Annotated in this window: 17 protein-coding genes; 1 reads left to right on the top strand and 16 read right to left on the bottom strand. The window is 75.2% G+C overall.

The genetic code is table 11. The annotated features are described in order from the left end of the window. Nucleotides 1–46 precede the first annotated feature (46 nt). The 3 genes from pyrH to rpsB all read right to left on the bottom strand — a co-directional run bounded on the left by pyrH (nucleotide 47) and on the right by rpsB (nucleotide 2,900). Nucleotides 47–802, bottom strand: coding sequence for a UMP kinase (gene pyrH / locus BMZ16_RS14815; protein ID WP_089801782.1), 756 nt, complete (start codon nucleotides 800–802; stop codon nucleotides 47–49). A 136-nt stretch (nucleotides 803–938) separates the two neighbouring features. Continuing rightward, complete coding sequence (gene tsf / locus BMZ16_RS14810) at nucleotides 939–1,784, bottom strand: translation elongation factor Ts (protein ID WP_089801779.1); 846 nt, start codon at nucleotides 1,782–1,784, stop codon at nucleotides 939–941. Nucleotides 1,785–1,898: 114 nt separating this feature from the next. Beyond that, nucleotides 1,899–2,900, bottom strand: coding sequence for a 30S ribosomal protein S2 (rpsB, locus tag BMZ16_RS14805; RefSeq protein ID WP_089801777.1), 1,002 nt, complete (start codon nucleotides 2,898–2,900; stop codon nucleotides 1,899–1,901). A 486-nt stretch (nucleotides 2,901–3,386) separates the two neighbouring features. On the opposite strand from rpsB, the gene BMZ16_RS19835 reads away from it, so the two are divergent. After that, nucleotides 3,387–4,124: a peptidoglycan DD-metalloendopeptidase family protein gene (locus BMZ16_RS19835; protein WP_255366712.1), complete on the top strand. Its 738-nt coding sequence runs from the start codon at nucleotides 3,387–3,389 to the stop codon at nucleotides 4,122–4,124. A 23-nt stretch (nucleotides 4,125–4,147) separates the two neighbouring features. On the opposite strand, the gene BMZ16_RS14795 is transcribed toward BMZ16_RS19835, so the two are convergent. From BMZ16_RS14795 to rpsP, 13 genes are all read right to left on the bottom strand, one after another. After that, a complete protein-coding gene (locus BMZ16_RS14795; protein WP_369822644.1) occupies nucleotides 4,148–4,993 on the bottom strand; it encodes a FliA/WhiG family RNA polymerase sigma factor in 846 nt (281 codons plus the stop codon). A gap of 166 nt (nucleotides 4,994–5,159) precedes the next feature. Further along, the gene (locus BMZ16_RS14790; protein WP_089802161.1) at nucleotides 5,160–6,086 is read right to left on the bottom strand and encodes a tyrosine recombinase XerC; all 927 of its coding nucleotides are present in this window, start codon (nucleotides 6,084–6,086) and stop codon (nucleotides 5,160–5,162) included. Between the two features lie 143 nt (nucleotides 6,087–6,229). Further along, on the bottom strand, nucleotides 6,230–7,438 hold the full coding sequence (gene dprA / locus BMZ16_RS14785) for a DNA-processing protein DprA (RefSeq protein WP_255366708.1): 1,209 nt from the start codon (nucleotides 7,436–7,438) through the stop codon (nucleotides 6,230–6,232). Continuing rightward, entirely contained in the window at nucleotides 7,435–8,952 is a 1,518-nt protein-coding gene (locus BMZ16_RS14780) for a YifB family Mg chelatase-like AAA ATPase (protein ID WP_089801773.1), read from the bottom strand. The genes dprA and BMZ16_RS14780 overlap by 4 nt, the downstream gene beginning before the upstream one ends. Next, nucleotides 8,953–9,309 carry a YraN family protein gene (locus BMZ16_RS14775; RefSeq protein ID WP_089802157.1) on the bottom strand — a complete coding sequence of 119 codons (357 nt, stop codon included), beginning with the start codon at nucleotides 9,307–9,309 and terminating at the stop codon, nucleotides 8,953–8,955. 155 nt (nucleotides 9,310–9,464) lie between these two features. After that, the gene (locus BMZ16_RS14770) at nucleotides 9,465–9,788 is read right to left on the bottom strand and encodes a DUF2469 domain-containing protein (RefSeq protein WP_089801771.1); all 324 of its coding nucleotides are present in this window, start codon (nucleotides 9,786–9,788) and stop codon (nucleotides 9,465–9,467) included. A 7-nt stretch (nucleotides 9,789–9,795) separates the two neighbouring features. Further along, nucleotides 9,796–10,686 carry a ribonuclease HII gene (locus tag BMZ16_RS14765; protein ID WP_089801770.1) on the bottom strand — a complete coding sequence of 297 codons (891 nt, stop codon included), beginning with the start codon at nucleotides 10,684–10,686 and terminating at the stop codon, nucleotides 9,796–9,798. After that, nucleotides 10,683–11,576, bottom strand: coding sequence for a signal peptidase I (lepB, locus tag BMZ16_RS14760; protein ID WP_255366706.1), 894 nt, complete (start codon nucleotides 11,574–11,576; stop codon nucleotides 10,683–10,685). The genes BMZ16_RS14765 and lepB overlap by 4 nt, the downstream gene beginning before the upstream one ends. Nucleotides 11,577–11,739: 163 nt before the next feature. Next, entirely contained in the window at nucleotides 11,740–12,105 is a 366-nt protein-coding gene (gene rplS, locus BMZ16_RS14755; RefSeq protein WP_089801768.1) for a 50S ribosomal protein L19, read from the bottom strand. A gap of 247 nt (nucleotides 12,106–12,352) precedes the next feature. Continuing rightward, nucleotides 12,353–13,156: a tRNA (guanosine(37)-N1)-methyltransferase TrmD gene (gene trmD, locus BMZ16_RS14750; RefSeq protein WP_089801766.1), complete on the bottom strand. Its 804-nt coding sequence runs from the start codon at nucleotides 13,154–13,156 to the stop codon at nucleotides 12,353–12,355. A 3-nt stretch (nucleotides 13,157–13,159) separates the two neighbouring features. Further along, complete coding sequence (gene rimM, locus BMZ16_RS14745) at nucleotides 13,160–13,720, bottom strand: ribosome maturation factor RimM (RefSeq protein WP_089801764.1); 561 nt, start codon at nucleotides 13,718–13,720, stop codon at nucleotides 13,160–13,162. Nucleotides 13,721–13,799: 79 nt separating this feature from the next. Beyond that, nucleotides 13,800–14,039: an RNA-binding protein gene (locus BMZ16_RS14740; RefSeq protein WP_089801762.1), complete on the bottom strand. Its 240-nt coding sequence runs from the start codon at nucleotides 14,037–14,039 to the stop codon at nucleotides 13,800–13,802. After that, nucleotides 14,039–14,464 carry a 30S ribosomal protein S16 gene (rpsP, locus tag BMZ16_RS14735; protein ID WP_089801760.1) on the bottom strand — a complete coding sequence of 142 codons (426 nt, stop codon included), beginning with the start codon at nucleotides 14,462–14,464 and terminating at the stop codon, nucleotides 14,039–14,041. Before rpsP ends, BMZ16_RS14740 begins: the two co-directional genes overlap by 1 nt. Nucleotides 14,465–14,584: the final 120 nt, after the last annotated feature.

Below are 14,584 nucleotides of genomic sequence, written 5' to 3'. Positions count from 1 at the left end.
CGTGCGGACCTGGGCCTGCAGGCGCCGCGCGGCGCCGTCGTCGTGCTCAGCTCGCAGTGATGAGCGTCCCGATCTTCTCACCCTCGAGGGCGCGCGTGACGTTGCCCTCGGCCTCGAGGCCGAAGACCCGCATGGGCACGTCGTTGTCACGGCAGAGGCTGAGCGCCGACGTGTCCATGACACCGAGCTCGCCCACGATGGCCTCGGTGTAGGTCAGGTGGTCCAGCTTGCGCGCGTCGGGGTCTCGCCGGGGGTCCGCCGTGTAGACGCCGTCGACACCGTTCTTGCCCATGAGGACCTCCTGGCAGTGCGTCTCGAGCGCGCGCTGCACCGCCACGGTGTCGGTGGAGAAGTAGGGCATCCCCGCGCCGGCGCCGAAGATCACGACGCGCCCCTTCTCGAGGTGCCGGATCGCGCGCAGCGGGATGTACGGCTCGGCGACCTGGCCCATCGTGATGGCGGTCTGCACGCGGGTGCTCACGCCCGCCTGCTCGAGGAAGTCCTGCAGGGCGAGGCAGTTCATCACGGTGCCGAGCATGCCCATGTAGTCGGCACGCGCCCGGTCCATCCCGCTGACCTGCAGCTCGGCGCCGCGGAAGAAGTTGCCCCCGCCCACGACGATCGCGACCTGCACGCCGCTGCGCACGGCGGCGGCGATCTCGCCGGCGATCCGGCGCACGACGGGCACGGCCAGGCCGATGGAGCCACCACCGAAGCTCTCACCCGAGAGCTTGAGCAGGACGCGGCGTGCGTCCCCGGACCCGTTCCGGTGCTGCTCCTGCGACGACGGCTGCTGGCTCACGTGTCCTCCACCTCGCTCGTGCGCCGCGTGGCGCGTGCCCGCTGGGTCGGTGCGGGTCGCCCGGCGGACCGCGGGCACCCGGTGCGGCGGTGGCCCCGGCCCACGCGGGCCGGGGCCACCGTCGTCATCGTGTCGCTCAGGCGCCCACGCGGTAGCGGACGAAGCCCGTCACCGTGCCGCCGGCCTCCGCGAGGACCTGGCCGACCGACTTCTTGTTGTCCTTGGCGAACGCCTGGTCCACCAGGACGGACTCCTTGAAGAACCCGTTGAGGCGACCCTCGACGATCTTCGGGAGCGCACCCTCGGGCTTGCCCTCGTTGCGCGCCGTCTCCTCGGCGATGCGGCGCTCGTTCTCCACGACGTCCGCGGGGACCTCGTCACGCGTCAGGTACGTCGGCGAGAACGCCGCGACGTGGGTCGCGATGTCGCGCGCGACCGCGGCACCGGCCGCGTCCGTGGCCACGAGGACGCCGACCTGCGGGGGCAGGTCCTTGTTGACCTTGTGGAGGTAGACCTCGACGTGCTCGCCGGCGAGACGCGCGACGCGCCGCACGACGATCTTCTCGCCGAGCGTGGCGGCCGTCTCGTCGACGACCGTCTGCACGGGCGTGCCGTCGGACTCGGCCGCGAGCAGCGCGTCCGCGTCACCGGCACCCGAGGCGACCGCGGCGGCGAGCACGCGGTCGGCCAGCGAGATGAAGGTCTGGTTCTTGGCGACGAAGTCCGTCTCGGAGTTGACCTCGACGAGCACGCCCACCTGGCCCTCGCCGTCGGCCGTCGGGCCGACGTGCGCGGCGACAAGGCCGTCGGAGGCGGCGCGGCCCTCGCGCTTGCCGACGCCCTTGAGGCCCTTCACGCGGATGATCTCGAGGGCCTTGTCGGCGTCGCCGTCGGCCTCCTCGAGGGCCTTCTTCACGTCGAGCATGCCCGCACCGGTGCGCTCGCGCAGGGCCTTGATGTCTGCCAGCGAGTAGTTCGCCATCAGTTCCGTCCGTCCTCGAGTTCTCGTCATGCCGACGTCCTCGGCATGCCGGGTGCGGCGCGGTGGTCCGCGCCGCACCCGTGGGGTCGTACCGGGCGCCCGGGGGCGCTGGCGTCAGGCCTGCTCGGTGCCCTCGGCGGCGGGCTCGGTGCCCTCGACCGTGGCCTCCTCGCGCGCCTCGGCCGCGGCAGCGGCCTCGACGGCGGGCGCGGCGTCCTGACCGGGAGCGACGGCCGACTCGTCCGGCGTCGCCTCACCCGGGGCGGCCTGCGGGTCGCCCGCCTGCGCGGCGGCGGCGTCGACCGCAGCCGGCGCCAGCGCCGGGTCCTGCAGGCCGGCCTCGGCACCCGCCAGGAGCTCCCGCTCCCACTCGGCGAGCGGCTCGGCGGCGGGCTCGCCCGCCTGGCTGGCCGCGGCGCCACCGGAGTGCCGCTTGAGCGTGCCGTCGGCGACCGCGTCGGCGATCACGCGGGTCAGCAGCTGGACGGCGCGGATGGCGTCGTCGTTGCCCGGGATCGGGTAGTCGACGACGTCGGGGTCGCAGTTGGTGTCGAGGATCGCGACGACCGGGATGCCCAGCTTGCGCGCCTCGTCGACCGCGAGGTGCTCCTTGTTCGTGTCGACGATCCACACGGCCGAGGGGACCTTGGCCATGTCACGGATGCCGCCGAGCGTCTTGGTGAGCTTGTCCTTCTCGCGACGGAGGACGAGCAGCTCCTTCTTCGTCAGGCCCGAGGCCGCGACGTCGTCGAAGTCGATCTGCTCGAGCTCCTTGAGGCGCTGCAGGCGCTTGTGCACCGTGGTGAAGTTGGTGAGCATGCCACCGAGCCAGCGCTGGTTGACGTAGGGCATGCCGACACGGGCGGCCTGCTCGGCGACGGGCTCCTGCGCCTGCTTCTTCGTCCCCACGAAGAGGATCGAGCCGCCGTGCGCGACCGTCTGGGAGACGAACTCGTACGCGCGGTCGATGTAGGACAGCGACTGCTGCAGGTCGACGATGTAGATGCCGTTGCGCTCGGTGAAGATGAAGCGCTTCATCTTGGGGTTCCAGCGGCGGGTCTGGTGCCCGAAGTGGACACCGCTCTCGAGCAGCTGGCGCATGGTCACGACGGCCATGGCACGTCCTTCCGGCATGCACCGCGAGGTGCACGCGCATGTGTGCGGACCCCCCGGGCCCGCGATCTCGGTTGTCGGCACGGCCGGCGGCCGTGCCCCTGGTGCCACACCCCGTCCGCGCCGGGCACGAGGCCCGGACCGCTGCGGACGAGACCCTGCCGTCCTGTCCCCGCCGTCCGGCCGCCGGTCCCGCACAGGGCGGTTCGACGGGCGTCGGGCGTGGAGGTGGACGACCGAGGTCGTGGCACGCGAATTCGACCGGCACACGCCGGTCGTGGCAGAAGTCTATCCCACCGACGGAGGCCTCCCCGACGCACCGGCCGCGCCTGCCCCCACGCGCCGAGCCGACCACGTTCCCGCGCCGTGGACCCTCGTCCCCAGCCGCGGCACCGCCGGGGGCGGCGGGGCCGGGCGGCCGCCCATCCTGGGCCGGTGCCCTCAGCCTGCCGCCCGCCCGCGACCGCCCTGCGTCACGGTCCCGTCGCCTTGCCCGGCCGCGCCCTGTCCGTCGTCGCCCTGTCCGTGCTCGCCCTCGTCGCGGGCGCCCTCGTCGTGGTGGCCCTGCCCGCGGTCGACCGGTCCGTGGTCGCACTCTCCGCGGGCGCGGGCCCTGTCGCGACGGCGCCCGGCGGGCGTCCCCTCGCCGATGCGCCGGCTGCTCGCGTCGCGGGTGCCCGCGCGACGGCGCCCGTCAGCGCCGCGCGGGCCGACCGCGGGTCGCCCGTCCTGACGGGCGGCGTCGTCGCGCCCACCGCCGTCCGGGTGAGCGCGGTCCCGGCGCGTGCGGATCCCGAGGAGGCGGAGGTGGGCGGGTACCGGGCGCCGGTGGACGGCGTACCGCGGCTGGTGCGCGCCTTCGACCCGCCGCCGCAGCCGTGGATGGCCGGTCACCGCGGCGTCGACGTCGCGGCCGGACCCGGGACGACGGTCCGGGCCCCCCGCGCCGGCACGGTGACCTTCGCGGGGGACGTCGCGGGCCGTGGCGTCGTGACGGTCCTGCACGACGACGGCCTGCGCAGCAGCCTCGAGCCCCTGGCGGTGGAGGTCGGGAAGGGTGCCCGTGTCGACGCGGGCCAGGCCCTGGGGACGCTCGCGGGCGACGCCCACGGCGGCACGCCGGGAGGGCCCGCGCTGCACTGGGGCGTCCGGGACGGTGACCGCTACGTCGACCCCTGGGACCTGCTGCCGGGCCACGGCCCGGTGGTGCTCCTCCCGCTGCGGTGAGCGGTCGGCAGCGCCACGGGGGGTCAGGCGCGCTCGGCGTCCAGCAGGCGGGTGCGCAGCCGGGCCATCGCCGCGGTGTGGATCTGCGAGATGCGTGACTCCGTCACCCCGAGCACGCGCCCGATCTCCGCGAGCGTCATGCTCTCATAGTAGTAGAGGACCACGACGAGGCGCTCACGCTCGCCGAGGCACTCGATGGCCCGCGAGAGCAGGTACTTGGTCTCCTGCGCCTCGACGGAGCCCGCGGGGTCGTCCGCACGGCGGTCGCCCAGCGTGTCCGCCAGCGTGGCCGCACCGGGCCGGTCGTCGCTGCCGGCGAGCATCTCGTCGAGCGCGGCGATGTTGACGGACGCCAGCTGCGAGTACACGGCGCGCAGCTCCCCCACGGGCAGCTCGAGCCGCTGCGCGACCTCGGCCTCGGTGGGCGCGCGGTGCAGCAGGGCCTCGAGCTCGCCGTACGCGCGGTCGACGGCGCGCGCCTTGGTCCGCACCGACCGGGGCACCCAGTCCATCGCGCGCAGCTCGTCGATGATGGCGCCACGGATCCGCGAGGAGGCGTACGACTCGAACCGCACGGCACGGTCGGTCCGGTACTTCTCGATCGCGTCGATCAGCCCGAAGACGCCGTAGGAGACGAGGTCGGCGTGCTCGACGGTCGAGGGCAGGCGCATGCCGATGCGCCCGGCGACGGCCGTGACGAGCGGGACGTAGTGGAGGATCAGCTCCTCGCGCGCCTCCGGGCAGTGCGTCGCGGTGAACCGCGTCCACGCCGCGTCGACCGCGGACACCTCGACGGGCGCGACGGGAGTCGTGTCCGTCGGCGGCCCGGAGGGCGCAGCACCCTCGACGGCCGGACGCTGCTGGGGGATCACGCCGGCCGGGGCGGTCCCCGGGCGGTACGCCCGCAGGGCGACGGGGGCGCCCGTCTCGGCGAGGTCGTCGTGCAGGGCCGTCATCGTCGGCTCCGTCTCTCTGCGGGTGGTGCTGGTCGTCGGGCGGAGGGAGGGCACCGCGCCCCGGGTGGTCGTCACGGCATCACGCCCGCGGATGGGCGAGCTGGAAGGCGGAGCGCAGGCGCTCCGCCGAGACGTGGGTGTAGCGCTGCGTCGTCGACAGGCTGGCGTGGCCGAGGATCTCCTGGACCGTCCGCAGGTCGGAGCCGCCCTCGAGCAGGTGGGTGGCCGCGGTGTGGCGCAGCGCGTGCGGCGCGACGTCCTCGACCCCGACCTCGCGGGCGAGGTCGTGCACGACCGTGCGGACCTGCCGCTGGTCGATGCGGCCGCCGCGGCTGCCCAGGAGCAGCGCGGGCGGTGAGCCGTCGCGCGCCAGACGCGGACGTCCCGTGCGCAACCAGGCGTCGACCGCCTGCGCCGCGGGCCGACCGAAGGGGACGACGCGCTCCTTGTCGCCCTTGCCCACGACGCGCAGCGTCAGCTCGGCAGCGTCGAGGTCGTCGACGTCCGCACCGCAGAGCTCGCCGACGCGGGCACCGGTCGCGTAGAGCAGCTCGACCGCCGCCCAGTCCCGCACGTGCACGGGGTCGCCGTCGAGGGCGCGGTCCCGTGCGGCGTCGAGCAGGCGGGTGACCGGCTCGACGGCGAGCACGGTGGGCAGGGTGCCGGCGGCACGCGCCGTCCCGAGCCGCAGGGTCGGGTCGGTGGCGACGCGGCCGGTGTGGACCGCCCAGCGGAAGAAGGTCCGAGCCGCGGCAGCCCGCCGCGCGAGGGTGGCGCGGCTGCGGTCGGCGTTCGCCATCGCGGCGAGCCACCCCCGCAGGATCGCGATGTCGACGTCGCCGAGATCGGTCGCGCCATGACGTGCCGCGTGGTCCAGCAGATGGTCCACGTCACCGAGATACGCCCGCACGGTGTGGGCCGAAACCCCGCGCTGGGCCCGCAGATGGGTCGCGAAATCAGCGCGCAGGAGCTCGCGCTGAGCGGCTCCGGTGCTGATCGCGGCCATGTGCATGCCCCTAAGGTGACGTGGCGCACGCAGTTCGACAAGGATGGTTCCCAGACCGCCCGCGAACTTCTGCTCGGATTGGCCGTCAATGTCCGATCCGGCGGCGAGGATTCCCACGAACGCCGGTTTTTTTCACCCATCCGCTACTCACCTGCGGCATCCACGACCCATCCCGACCCGAGGCGGCGTGCGAGGCCCTCGAGCTCGAGCAGCCCGAGCATCGCACGCGCCTGCGCCACGGTCGTCCCGGCGCGCGCGGCGACCTGCGCCGTGTCGTGCGGCACCCGTCGCGACAGGCCGTCGTGCACGCGACGCGCGAGCGGGTCCAGGCCGTCGACGGCGCGCGTGTCGTCCTCGTGGTGCACCGGCGCGACGTCGGCACCCACGTCGCCCGCCAGGTCCACGACCTCGTCGACGTCCGTCACGCACACGGCGACGCCCTCGCGCAGCAGCCGGTGGCACCCGGCCGAGGCGGCCGAGGTGATCGGTCCGGGCACCGCCCCCACGGGTCGCAGCAGCCGCGCCGCGTGGTGCGCGGTGCTGGCGGCGCCCGACCGCCACGCGGCCTCCACCACCACCGTGGCCGCCGACATCGCCGCGATCAGCCGGTTGCGCTGCAGGAAGCGGCTGCGGGTGGGCGCGGCACCGGGCGGCACCTCGCTCACCAGGCTCCCGCCCGTGCCCACGACCTCCTCCAGCAGCCGCGCGTTGCCGACCGGGTACGCACGGTCCACTCCCCCGGCCAGCGCCACGACGGTCGGGCCGCCGACGAGCAGCGCACCTCGGTGCGCGGCGGCGTCGACGCCGTACGCCCCGCCCGAGACGACGGCCCAGCCGCGCCCTGCCAGCCCGGCGGCGAGGTCCACGGCGACCCGCTCGCCGTAGGTGGTGCACGCACGCGCGCCGACCAGCGCGACCGACCGGGGTGCCGAGGGCGGTGCTCCCCGCACCCACAGGGCGAACGGGGCGAGTGCACCGAGGTCGTCGAGGCCGCACGGCCACGCCGGGTCGCCCGGCACGACGAGCCGTGCCCCGCAGCGCGCCGCCGCGGCCAGGTCCCGGTCCGGGTCCACGGCGTGCCAGCGCGCCGCCCAGCGCTCCGCCGCCGCCCGCAGGCGGCGGGCCGCCGCGTCCGGGGAGTCCGTCGGCACGAGCGGAAGCGGTTGCGGGACCGCGCCGCTCACCACGCCGGCCACCCAGTCCAGCGCCGCCGTCGCGCCGCACGCACCGACCAGTGCCCCCGCGACCGCGTCGCCCGGCTCGGCCAGCGCGCTCCAGACCGCCCGGGACGACCGGTCGTCGTCCTGCCGGACCCGGGCGGTGAGCCACCCGGGCACCCCGACGCCCGTCACGCGCCGTGCCCCCGCGTCCGCAGCACCAGGGCGTGGGCCACGTCCGTGCGCCGGGGGCCGTCCCGGCCCTCGAGGTCGGCGAGCGTCCACGCGACCCGCAGGACACGGTCCGCCCCGCGCAGGCTCAGCGTGCCGCGGTCCACGGCACGGTCGAGGTCGGCCACGAGCCGCCGGTCGGCGCGTAGCCGCGCCTGCAGCTCCCGGCCGGGAACCTCCGCGTTGGTGCGCCACGCCGTGCCCCGCCACCGTGCGAGCTGCGCGAGGCGTGCCGTCGCGACCCGTGCCGCGACCGCCACCGTGGCCTCGCCCGCGGCACCGGCCGGGCGAGCGGCCGGCACCTCGAGCTGCAGGTCCACCCGGTCGAGCAGCGGGCCCGAGAGCTTGCCGAAGTAGCGTCGGCGCTGCTCGGGGCGGCAGGTGCACGTCAGCCCCTTGCCGACCGCGTTGCCGCACGGGCACGGGTTGGCCGCCAGGACCAGCTGGAACCGGGCGGGGTACCGCGCGGTGCCACCGGCGCGGTGCAGCACCAGCTCGCCGTGCTCGAGGGGCTGCCGGAGCGTCTGCAGCACCCCCGAGGTGAACTCCGGGGCCTCGTCGAGGAACAGGACGCCCCGGTGGGCGCGGGAGGCCGCCCCCGGCCGTGGCGTGCCCGACCCGCCGCCGACGATGCTCGCGGGCGTCGCGGTGTGGTGCGGGTCCTCGAACGGGGGTCGGCGGACGAGACCCTGCGCGGGGTCGAACGTGCCGGCCACGGAGTGCACGGCGGTGACCTCCACGGCGTCGGGCTCGGAGAGGTCGGGGAGCAGGCCGGGCAGTCGGGCCGCGAGCATCGTCTTGCCGGCGCCGGGCGGTCCCACCATGAGCAGGTGGTGCCCGCCCGCCGCGGCCACCTCCAGGCCGTGGCGCGCGTCCTCCTGACCGAGCACGTCCGCCAGGTCGGGTGCCGTGCCGCGCGAGGTCGCCGTCCGCACGTCGTGCACGGGCTCGACGTCGGGCACCTCGATCTCGGCGCCGTGGTGCGCGGCGACCTGCGCGAGGCTGTCCGCCGCCAGCACCTGCGCGCCCGGCACCAGGCACGCCTCGACTGCGTTGCCGCGTGGGACGACGACCCGGGGATGACCCGCCGCGACGGCCGCCGCCACGCACGGCAGCACACCGCGCACGGGCCGCAGCCGCCCGTCCAGGCCCAGCTCGCCCAGGTGCACCCAGGCAGCGACCGACGCCGCGTCCACGAGTCCCGCGCCGGCGAGCGTGGCGACGGCGACGGCGAGGTCGAACGACGAGCCGGTCTTGGGCAGCGTGGCCGGCGAGAGGTTGACCGTGATCCGGCGCGTCGGCCACGCGAGCCCGGAGGACGTCACGGCGGCGCGCACCCGGTCCCGCGCCTCGGCGAGCGAGGCGTCGGGCAGGCCGACGAGGGTGAATCCCGGCAACGAGGGCGCCAGGTGGGACTCGACGTCGACGGGGTGGCCGACCAGTCCCACGAGCGCGACGGCGCGGGTGCGTCCGAGCACTCAGACCACCCCGACCAGGTGCTCGACCTGGGCCGCGCCGCGGCGCGGCAGGACCACGGCGATGACGTCGACCCGCACGGAACCCGCCCGCACGTCGTGCTCCCGCAACCAGCGCGCGGTCAGGCGCCGCAGCCGCGCCAGCTTGCGGTACGTGACGGCCTCCGCGGGGTGCCCGTAGGCGTCCGAGCGCCGGGTCTTGACCTCGACCGCCACGACCGCGTCACCGTCGAGCGCGACGATGTCCAGCTCACCCTCGGCGCACCGCCAGTTGCGCGCCAGGACCGTCCAGCCCGCCTGCGTGACGAACGCCGTCGCCACGTCCTCCCCGTACCGCCCGACCGCGTCCTTCGCCCGCACGTCGACCACCTCCGGCACCGACCCTGCCGCGCGCGCGGCGGTCAGCGGTGAGGACCGGTGACGATCCGTGGGCGACGCGGACCGCCGCCGGGGCTGTGGTCGGCTCGGTCGCGGCGCGCCGGCGTCCCTGCGGGCGCGGCGCCGGACCGCCCGTGTCAGCGGGTGAAGCCCGCCCCGGACCCGAGGTCGAGCTCGGCCTTGGCCAGCTCCTCGACGTTGACGTCCTTGAACGTCACCACCCGCACCGACTTCACGAAGCGGGCCGAGCGGTAGACGTCCCACACCCAGGCGTCGACGAGCGACAGCTCGAAGTAGACCTCGCCGGCGGCCGACCGGACCTGCAGGTCGACGTGGTTCGCGAGGTAGAACCGTCGCTCCGTCTCCACGACGTACGAGAAGAGGCCCACCACGTCCCGGTACTCGCGGTACAGGGCGAGCTCCATGTCGGTCTCGTAGTTCTCCAGGTCCTCGGCGCTCACCGGACCATCATCCCTCATCGTCGGGTGCGTCGGACGCCCACCCGCGCGGGGACGCGGGCACGGCGTCGTCCCGCCACCCCGGCGCGAGCCCCGGGTCCGGGAGCAGGGCATCGACCTCCCACCCGGGCCCGCGCGTCGCCACGGGCGGTTCCTGCACGCCGGGCAGCCGCCAGGACCGGCGGTGCAGCGGGCTCGGGCCGTGCTCCCGCAGCGCCGCCAGGTGCTCGGGCGACGCGTACCCCTTGTTCTCGTCCCAGCGGTAGGCGGGGTGGGCGGCGGCGTGGCGCACCATGAGGGCGTCCCGCTCGCACTTGGCCAGGACGCTCGCGGCGGCGACGCTCGCGCAGCAGCGATCGGCCTTCACCTTGAGGTGGACGGCCGGCACGGGCAGGTCACGCGGCGGCTCGAACAGGTCGTCCTGGGTGCCGAACAGGTCGGGAGCAGGGGGCGTGAGCCAGTCGTGCGAGCCGTCCAGCACCACGGCGTCGACGGGGCCGACCACGTCGACGACCGACCGGAGAGCCCGGGTGCCCGCCAGGCGGAGGGCCGCCACGATCCCCCGCTCGTCGATCTCGTCGGGCGTGGCGTGGCCCACCGCGCGCGCGACGCCCCAGCGGCCCAGCGCGGGCAGCAGCGCGCGCCGGGCCGCGGGCGTGAGCAGCTTGGAGTCGGCCACGCCGCGCGGCGCCGACCGGGTGGTGAGGTCGACCACGACGACGCCGACGGACACGGGGCCGGCGAGCGACCCCCGGCCCACCTCGTCCATGCCGGCCACGAGACGCAGGCCCGTGCGCAGCAGCGCCCGCTCGTGCCGCAGGTGCGGGGTGGGACGGCTCGCGGCGCGGCGCGCGACCCGCACCGGCGTCCGCGCAGGGGTCTCGGGTGCCGCCGACGTCATCCCGCGTCGGGGACGTCCGCGAACGTCGCGGACGGGTTCTGCAGGAGCGTGAAGCGGTCCAGCGGCCACACGGTGACGAACGCGGTCCCCACGACGTTGTCGACGGGCACCGACCCGCCGCCCGGGCTGCCGGTGTTGTACCGCGAGTCCGCCGAGTGCTGCCGGTTGTCGCCCATGACCCACAGCGAGTCGGGGGGCACGACGACGTCGAACGCGCGCTCGCTCGGCTGGGAGCCCGGGGCGAGGTACTCCTCGTCGATCGGGACCCCGTTGACCGTGACGGGCTGGCCCGGCCCCGCGCAGGCCACGTGGTCGCCCGGCAGGCCGATGACCCGCTTGACGAGGTGCTCGCCGGCGTCCTGCGGCAGCAGCCCGACGAACGTGAGCCCCTCGGTGACCGCCTCCGCCAGGGGGCTGCGCGGCTCCTGGATCTGCGGGTTGAGCCACCCCCCGGGGTCCTTGAAGACCACGACGTCCCCGCGTTTGATGTCGAAGGGGCCGGGCGTCAGCTTGCTGACCAGGATCCGGTCGTTGACGACCAGGGTGTCCTGCATCGACTGCGACGGGATGAAGAACGCCTGCACGAGGAACGTCTTGACGACCAGGGACAGCACCAGCGCGCTGACCAGGATGATCGCCGTCTCGCGCAGCCAGGACCACGCGGTCCCGGGGCGGCGCCGGACGGTGTCGCGGTTCCGGCGCCGGGAGCCCACGACGGGCTCGTCCGTGCCCTCGTCACCGTCACCGGCGTCCCGCGACCGGCTCGCCCAGTCCTGGCCGCTGCCGCCACCCTGGGCGCCCGTGGGCGTCCACAGCGGACGGGCGGCGGTGGGGGTGGCGCGGGTCGGGGACGGCATCGGCCCCGTCGCGTCGGGTCGGAACTCGCTCACGGTCACACTCTCGCACGGACGCAGCGTTCGTGGGGTGCCCACCCGGAGCCCGAGACCCCGGTGGACGGGTGCCGGACACCCGCGCGGCGCGGCGGCGGGGACGCCGACGGGCGGCTCCCCCGAGGGGGAACCGCCCGTCGCGTCGTGCCGGGAGAGCAGCAGGTCAGCCCTTCTTGGCCGGTGCCTGCTCGCGCTTCTCCTTGATCTTCGCCTTCTTGCCGCGCAGCGCCCGCAGGTAGTACAGCTTGGCGCGACGCACGTCACCGCGGGTGACGACCTCGATCGAGTCGAGCGACGGCGTGTGCAGCGGGAACGTCCGCTCGACACCCACCCCGAAGCTGATCTTGCGGATGGTGAAGGTCTCGCGCACGCCGGCACCCTGGCGGGCGATGACGACGCCCTGGAAGGCCTGGATACGGGAGCGGTTGCCCTCGACGACCTTCACGTTGACCTTGAGGGTGTCGCCGGGACGGAAGTCCGGGTGGTCCTGGCGCAGCGATGCTGCGTCGACCGCGTCGAGCGTCTGCATGTCGTGTCGCTTCCCCGCCCTGCCGCAGGTCAGGAACGTGATCGACGGGCGCGCGCGCTGCCGGGGCAGGGCAGGCGCCCGTGGTTCGGGTCTGGTCGGTCGGTCCGGATCGTCGGCACGGGGCCGGTCCGGTCCGCGCGTCGTGAACCCTCCCCTGCGGCAGAGAGGCGCTCGACGCACACCGAGGCCACAGTCTGCCACACCGCGCCGCACCGACCCAAGCCGCGAGCCGCGGATCGCACGGCGCTCACACCGCGCGCGTGTCCTGCCCGGGCACGGGTCCCGCAGGACGCAGCTCCCCGTCCACCACGTCCCACCCGCAGTCCGACAGCACGGCCCGGTCGTGGCGGTCGAGCGCCGCGACGTCGAGCGCCGCCAGCAGGTCCGGCCGCCGCGCCGCCGTCCGCCGCAGCGCCTCGTCGCGACGCCAGCGCTCGATCCGCGCGTGGTGTCCCGACAGCAGCACGTCGGGGACGGCGTGCCCCTGCCACGTGGCCGGCTTGGTGTAGACCGGGTACTCCAGCAGCCCCGCCGCCCCGTGCGACTCCTCGACCAGCGACTCCGGGTTGCCCACCACACCGGGCAGCAGCCGCGCCACCGCCTCCACGACGACCAGCGCCGCGACCTCGCCGCCGTTGAGGACGTAGTCCCCCAGGGACAGCTCGGTCACGCGGCCCTGCGCGGCATAGTGCTCGGCCACGCGGGCGTCGATCCCCTCGTAGCGACCGCAGGCGACGACGAGGTGCTGCTCGGTCGCCAGCGCCTCGGCCGTGCGCTGCGTGAAGGGCGCCCCGGCGGGCGACGGCACGATCAGGTGGGCGCCGGGCGTCAGGACGTCGTCCAGCGCGCGGCCCCACACGTCGGGGCGCATGACCATGCCCGCGCCACCGCCGAACGGCGTGTCGTCGACCGTGCGGTGCCGGTCGTCGGTCCACGTGCGCAGGTCGTGGACCTGCAGGTCCAGGAGCCCGGCCGTCCGGGCCTTGCCGACGAGCGAGAGCTCGAGCGGCGCGAGGTACTCGGGGAAGATCGAGACGACGTCGACGCGCACGCCTCAGGCCTCCTCGCCCGTGCCGCGGGTCTCGTCGCTGACGACGAGGTTGGCCGCGTCGGCCGCGAGCAGACCGCCCGGCGGGTCGAGCACGACCCGGCCCCCGGCCACGTCCACCACGGGCACGATGGCCTCGACGAACGGCACGAGCGTGCGCGCACCGTCGGGCTCCCGCAGCACGAGCACGTCGTGGGCCGGCAGGTGCTCGAGCCCCACGACCTCGCCGAGCGGACGCCCGTCGGCCACGTGCTCGGCGCGCAGCCCCGCGAGCTCGTGGGGGTACCAGCCGTCGTCGTCGTCCGCGTCCTCGTCGCTGTCGACGAGCAGCTCGACGCCGCGCAGCCCTTCGGCCGCGGTGCGGTCGTCCGCCTGCGCGAACGTCACGTACCAACGGCCCTGGGCCTCGCGCACGTGCGCGATCTCGAGCGGGCCCGCCGCGGCGGGCTCGGTGACGAACCGGGCTCCGACGACCAGACGCTCCTGCGGGACGTCGGTGCGCACGTCGAGTGCGACCTCACCCCGCAGACCGTGCGGACGCCCGACCCTGGCGACGGTCAGCAGCATGTCACTCCCTCCCCCGACGTGTCGGGGACGACGACGGCCCGGTCCCTCGTCGAGGGACCGGGCCGTCGGGTGTCTGCGGTCAGCGCCGGTCGACGTCGACCACGTCGACGCGCACGGCACCGTCCGGCGAGAGCGCCCCGACCACCGTGCGCAGCGCACGCGCGGTCCGGCCGCCCCGACCGATGACGCGCCCGAGGTCCTCGGGGTGCACGCGCACCTCGAGCATCTCACCGCGGCGCAGCGACGACGCACGGACGTGGACGTCGTCGGGGTGGTCGACGATGCCCCGCACGAGGTGCTCGAGCGCGTCGGCCAGCATCAGGCCTGCTCGTCCTCGGCGGGAGCCGCGGCGGGCTCCTCCGTGGCGGCGGCCTTCTTCTCCGACGCCTTGGCCTTGACCTTCTCGGCGTCGAGCGCGGCAGCCTCGACGGCGGCCTTCGGGTCGGCCTTGGGGGCCTTCACGCGCAGCGTGCCCTCGGCGCCCGGCAGGCCCTTGAACTTCTGCCAGTCACCGGTGACCTTGAGCAGCGCGAGCACCTGCTCGGTCGGCTGCGCGCCGACGCCCAGCCAGTACTGCGCCCGGTCCGAGGTGATCTCGATGAGCGAGGGCTCCTCGGTGGGGTGGTACTTGCCGATCTCCTCGATCACGCGACCGTCGCGCTTGGTGCGCGAGTCGGCGACGACGATGCGGTAGTACGGCGCGCGGATCTTGCCCATGCGCTTGAGACGGATCTTCGTTGCCACGAGGTGGTGTTCTCCTGATGTCTGCTGGGGTGGCCTCGCGGCGCGTCCCGTGGGGTGGGTGCGCCGTTCCGGCCGGAGGACACGGCACCGGGCAGGTAGAGGGGCTGCACGGACCGAGTA

This window comes from Cellulomonas sp. KH9, from assembly GCF_900114185.1.
Lineage (GTDB): Bacteria > Actinomycetota > Actinomycetes > Actinomycetales > Cellulomonadaceae > Cellulomonas.
Note: the sequence above shows the minus strand (reverse complement) of the source record. Positions and strands in the feature narration are given on the sequence as shown.

Coding starts and splice junctions, on each gene's coding strand:
- rimM (WP_089801764.1), bottom strand. CDS start 13,720: ATGCTGCTGACCGTCGCCAGGGTCGGGCGTCCGCACGGTCTGCGGGGT.
- BMZ16_RS14765 (WP_089801770.1), bottom strand. CDS start 10,686: ATGACGTCGGCGGCACCCGAGACCCCTGCGCGGACGCCGGTGCGGGTC.
- BMZ16_RS14790 (WP_089802161.1), bottom strand. CDS start 6,086: ATGGCCGCGATCAGCACCGGAGCCGCTCAGCGCGAGCTCCTGCGCGCT.
- tsf (WP_089801779.1), bottom strand. CDS start 1,784: ATGGCGAACTACTCGCTGGCAGACATCAAGGCCCTGCGCGAGCGCACC.
- rplS (WP_089801768.1), bottom strand. CDS start 12,105: ATGCAGACGCTCGACGCGGTCGACGCAGCATCGCTGCGCCAGGACCAC.
- rpsB (WP_089801777.1), bottom strand. CDS start 2,900: ATGGCCGTCGTGACCATGCGCCAGCTGCTCGAGAGCGGTGTCCACTTC.
- BMZ16_RS14740 (WP_089801762.1), bottom strand. CDS start 14,039: ATGCTGGCCGACGCGCTCGAGCACCTCGTGCGGGGCATCGTCGACCAC.